A 4,058-nucleotide genomic window follows, 5' to 3' on the forward strand; every position below is an offset into this window, starting at 1 on the left:
TTGGGTGCCCAGCCGCACCGCCGGTCGGCCCCTCTTGGCCATGGATCGAGCCTAAGCGCATCCGTGAGCAGAATGCGCAAAAGCTCAAAATCACTGCTTGCGCGGGTTGTGCGCACAACCGAGGAACTGTGACCGGCGCCACGTAGCTTCGGCGCAATGAGCATATCGACCGTGCCATCACCACTCACTGACCGGCACTCACCGGCGATCGAGTTGCGGAACGTGACGAAACGTTTCCGAACCCCGAAGGGTGGGGTCTTCACCGCGCTGCGGGATTTCGATCTGACGATCCAGTCCGGCGAATTCTGCGCCGTCGTGGGGCCTACGGGGTGCGGTAAGTCGACGACGCTCACCCTGGTGTCCGGCCTTGAGCGCCCATCGGCGGGCACGGTCACGGTCGCCGGCCAGCCGGTGTCGGGTATCACCCCCGGGGTCGGGTTCGTGTTCCAGCAGGATGCCGTCTTCCCGTGGAAGAGCGTGCTGGACAACGTCGCCGCCGGACCGCGCTTCCGTGGCCAATCCCGGAGCAAGGCCAACAGCGGTGCACGGGACTGGCTGCGCCGCGTGGGGCTGGCCGGTTTCGAGGACCGGTACCCCCACCAACTGTCCGGCGGGATGCGCAAACGGGTCGCCCTGGCGCAGAGCCTGATCAACGAGCCGCAGGTGCTGCTGATGGACGAGCCGTTCTCCGCCCTGGACGTCCAGACCCGGTCGATCATGTCCGATGAACTGCTGTCCTTATGGGAGCTCACCCGGCCCGCGGTCATCTTCGTGACCCACGACCTGGAGGAGGCCATCGCGCTGGCCGACAAGGTGGTAGTCCTCACCGCCGGCCCCGGAACGATCAAGTCGGTGTTCCAGGTCGATCTGCCCAGACCCCGACGTACACAGGAAATCCGGTTCGAACCGGAATTCGTCGCTATCTACGAACAGATCTGGGACGCCCTGCGTTCCGAGGTCGAGACCGCGTACGCCCGCACCACCCAGGCGGTGGCGTCATGACTGAGAGCGCAGCGCCGCCATTGAGTGACCACACGGTCATCGACGCGGATGCTCCGGCGGCGCGACCGACGCGATCGGCCCGCTCGCAGCGGCTGCGGCGCCGGGTGCTGATGAACGTGGCCCGGCTGGGCATCGTGGTGGTGCTGCTGCTGATCTGGGAATGGGGTGTGAACAGCAAAAACATCGACCCCTTTTTCTGGGGTGAACCCAGCCAGGTATGGGCCACGCTCAAGACCTGGGTCACCGTCGGGACCCCGCATGGCTCCCTCGGTGCGCAGATCCGGGTCACTTTGCAGGAGGCCGTCTACGGCTTCGTCATCGGCGTGGTGCTCGGTGTGATCGGCGGGGTCGGCCTGGGCAGCAGCCGGCTGATGGCGGATCTGATGTCTCCGTTCATCAAGGTCGCCAATTCCATTCCGCGCATCATTCTGGGGTCGATTTTCACCGTGGCTTTCGGGTTCGGCGTGGAGTCCAAGATCGTGCTGGCCGTTGTGTTGGTTTTCTTCGGCGTCTTCTTCAATGCGTTCCAGGGAACGCGCGAAGTCGACCGCAATCTGATCTCCAACGCCCGGATTCTGGGTGCTTCCCGGCTGCAGGTCACCCGGCAGGTCGTCCTTCCGTCGGCGTTCACCTGGATTCTGGCCAGCCTGCACATCAGCTTCGGCTTCGCCCTGATCGGCGCCCTGGTCGGGGAGATCCTCGGCGCCGACCAGGGTCTGGGGCTGCTGATCAGAAGTTCCCAGAACAACTTCGACATGAACGGCGTGCTGGCCGGGATGGTCATCGTGGCCATCATCGCCCTGGTCGCGGAAGCACTCATCACCCTGCTCGAGAACCGCATCCTGCGCTGGCGCCCACCGTCGGGCTCCGCGGATATGACAGCTGTGTGATGCCCCGCATGTTCCTGCATTCCCCACCCCTTGATCGGAAGGAAATCACGATGTACCCCTCACGATGGAAAGCGCTCGCCGTCGTCGCGACCGTCGGCGTACTCGCCCTCGTCGGCTGCGCGAACGACGCCACCGGTGGCGGCTCGACCGCGGGGTCAGCGGCCGGTACCGGGACCCCGGACTTGACGATCATGGTCGGCGGCATGTCCAAGCAGATCTACCTGCCGTACATGCTCGCCCAGCAGCTCGGCTACTACGAGAAGGCGGGCGTCAAGGTCAGCCTGATCGACGAACCCGCCGGCGGCGATGCCACCACCAACATGCTGGCCGGCCAGGTGCAGGGCGTCGGCGGCTTCTATGACCACACCATCGTGCTGCAGGGCAAAGGCAAGGCCACCGAGTCGGTTGTCTCGATGCTGCAGAACCCCGGCGAGGTCGAGCTGTGCCGGACCGACCTGAAAGGACAGGTCAAGTCCCCCGCCGACTGGAAGGGCCGGTCCCTGGGCATCACCGACACCGGATCATCCACCGACTTCCTCACCCAGTACATCACCACCAAGGCCGGGGTCGACCCCAGCACGACCACCCGCCGCGGCGTCGGCGCCGGTCAGACCTTCCTGGCCGCGTTGCACCAGAAGGCCATCGACTGCGGCATGACCACCGAACCCACCGTGTCCCAGGCGCTGGCCTCCGGTGACGCCTACATCCTGCTGGACATGCGCAGCTCCGCGGGCGCGCAGGCCGTGCTCGGCGGCGAGTACCCGGCGACGTCGCTGTACATGCCCACCGATTACGTCAATTCCCACAAGGACCTCGTACAGAAACTGGTCAACGCCTACGTCGCCACCCTCGCCTGGATCCAGGGTCACAACGGCGCCCAAATCGCCGACATGATGCCCGCGTCCTACTACGCCGGCGTCGGCAAAGACACCTACGCCCAAGCGCTGGACAACGAGAAGGCCATCTTCAACCCCACCGGCATCATGCCCCCGAGCGGACCCCCGACCTGCCTGGCCGTGCTGTCAGCCTTCAACCCCGGCGTGAAAGGCAAGTCCATCGACACCGGCGCCACCTTCACCGACGAGTTCGTCACCGCCGCGACACCGCTGACCTGACCCAGTCGCGGGGCGGCACAACCGTTTTCGGCATCGACAGGCCGACGCATAGAGACGTCCTCGCGAAGGCGGAGACCAGTTCAAGATGTCTGCCGAATCGAACCAACTCGGCCGTTGAATCGCCAGTCCATGCCTGCAGGCGGCGCCACGTTCACAGCGTCGGCTAAGCATCGAGAACGTATAACGACGAGACGTTCGGGCCGAATGAAGAAACCTACGTCACAGGAGGATCAACATGGAGTCGAACCGGTTTCACCATGTCAACGCGCCAACGGTGGTGATAGACGCCAGTGTCGCGGTCATCGTCGGCGCACTGGCTGGGGCGGGGGGACAAGAGCAGACCGGTACCGTTGCGAAAGGCTCGATGTCCGTCGGACAAACGAGCTCAACCACGACCGCGCCGACGACGATCCCGGTGGCGGTCGCTAGCCCGGTCCTGAAAGCGTCGCTGCCCAAGGGATACCGCTAACCGCGCGGCCCGCGCGGCGAAGCATCCCCGTCGTGGCCGACACCTTGGGAATTCGGGCGTCCATGACACCGCCCATCGCCGCGCTGCTTGGCCGCTTGTTCTGGGTGCCGCAGGTGGTCGGGACCGGACTCGCATCGACGAGGCAGCTGGTGAGGCGGTCGGCGTACCGGTCACCGGCCGAAAACGGCATCACGCAGCGCTTGCGCCATCGACCCCGTGGATTGGTTCGATGGCCGACGATCAGAGTTCTTGCCTCGAACCGGGTTTGGCCGTTCCCCTCGACCTGGATTGCCATCGCCGCGACGGGAGGTGGCTGAACGATCGGTGCCCTTGCCCTGGTCGCGCTGCGGCGTGTCGTTGAGGCGCAGGGTCAACATCTCGTCCCCCGACCATGAAAAAACTCGCTCGGCTTCGCCGGCGAGTTTCTTTTCACTGTCGGGCTGACAGGATTTGAACCTGCGACCACTTGACCCCCAGGAAGTAGCGGTAACGCATCTCCCCAGGTTGGTGGCGGTGTTCGTGGTTGACCAGCGGTGCGTGATGTTCACTGACGTGGAGGTCGTTCGGCATTGCGTATGACGT

General features: G+C 64.9%; 3 protein-coding genes. All 3 read left to right on the forward strand.

What is annotated here, in order from left to right; translation table 11 throughout:
- The first annotated feature begins 222 nt into the window (after positions 1–222).
- The gene (locus QOC69_RS23420; RefSeq protein ID WP_526444078.1) at positions 223–1,002 is read left to right on the forward strand and encodes an ABC transporter ATP-binding protein; all 780 of its coding nucleotides are present in this window, start codon (positions 223–225) and stop codon (positions 1,000–1,002) included.
- A 110-nt stretch (positions 1,003–1,112) separates the two neighbouring features.
- Entirely contained in the window at positions 1,113–1,892 is a 780-nt protein-coding gene (locus tag QOC69_RS23425; RefSeq protein WP_526444082.1) for an ABC transporter permease, read from the forward strand.
- Between the two features lie 50 nt (positions 1,893–1,942).
- Positions 1,943–3,007, forward strand: a complete 1,065-nt coding sequence (locus tag QOC69_RS23430) for an ABC transporter substrate-binding protein (RefSeq protein WP_526444080.1) — start codon at positions 1,943–1,945, stop codon at positions 3,005–3,007.
- Positions 3,008–4,058 lie beyond the last annotated feature (1,051 nt).

The organism is Mycobacterium sp., assembly GCF_032162105.1.
GTDB lineage: Bacteria > Actinomycetota > Actinomycetes > Mycobacteriales > Mycobacteriaceae > Mycobacterium.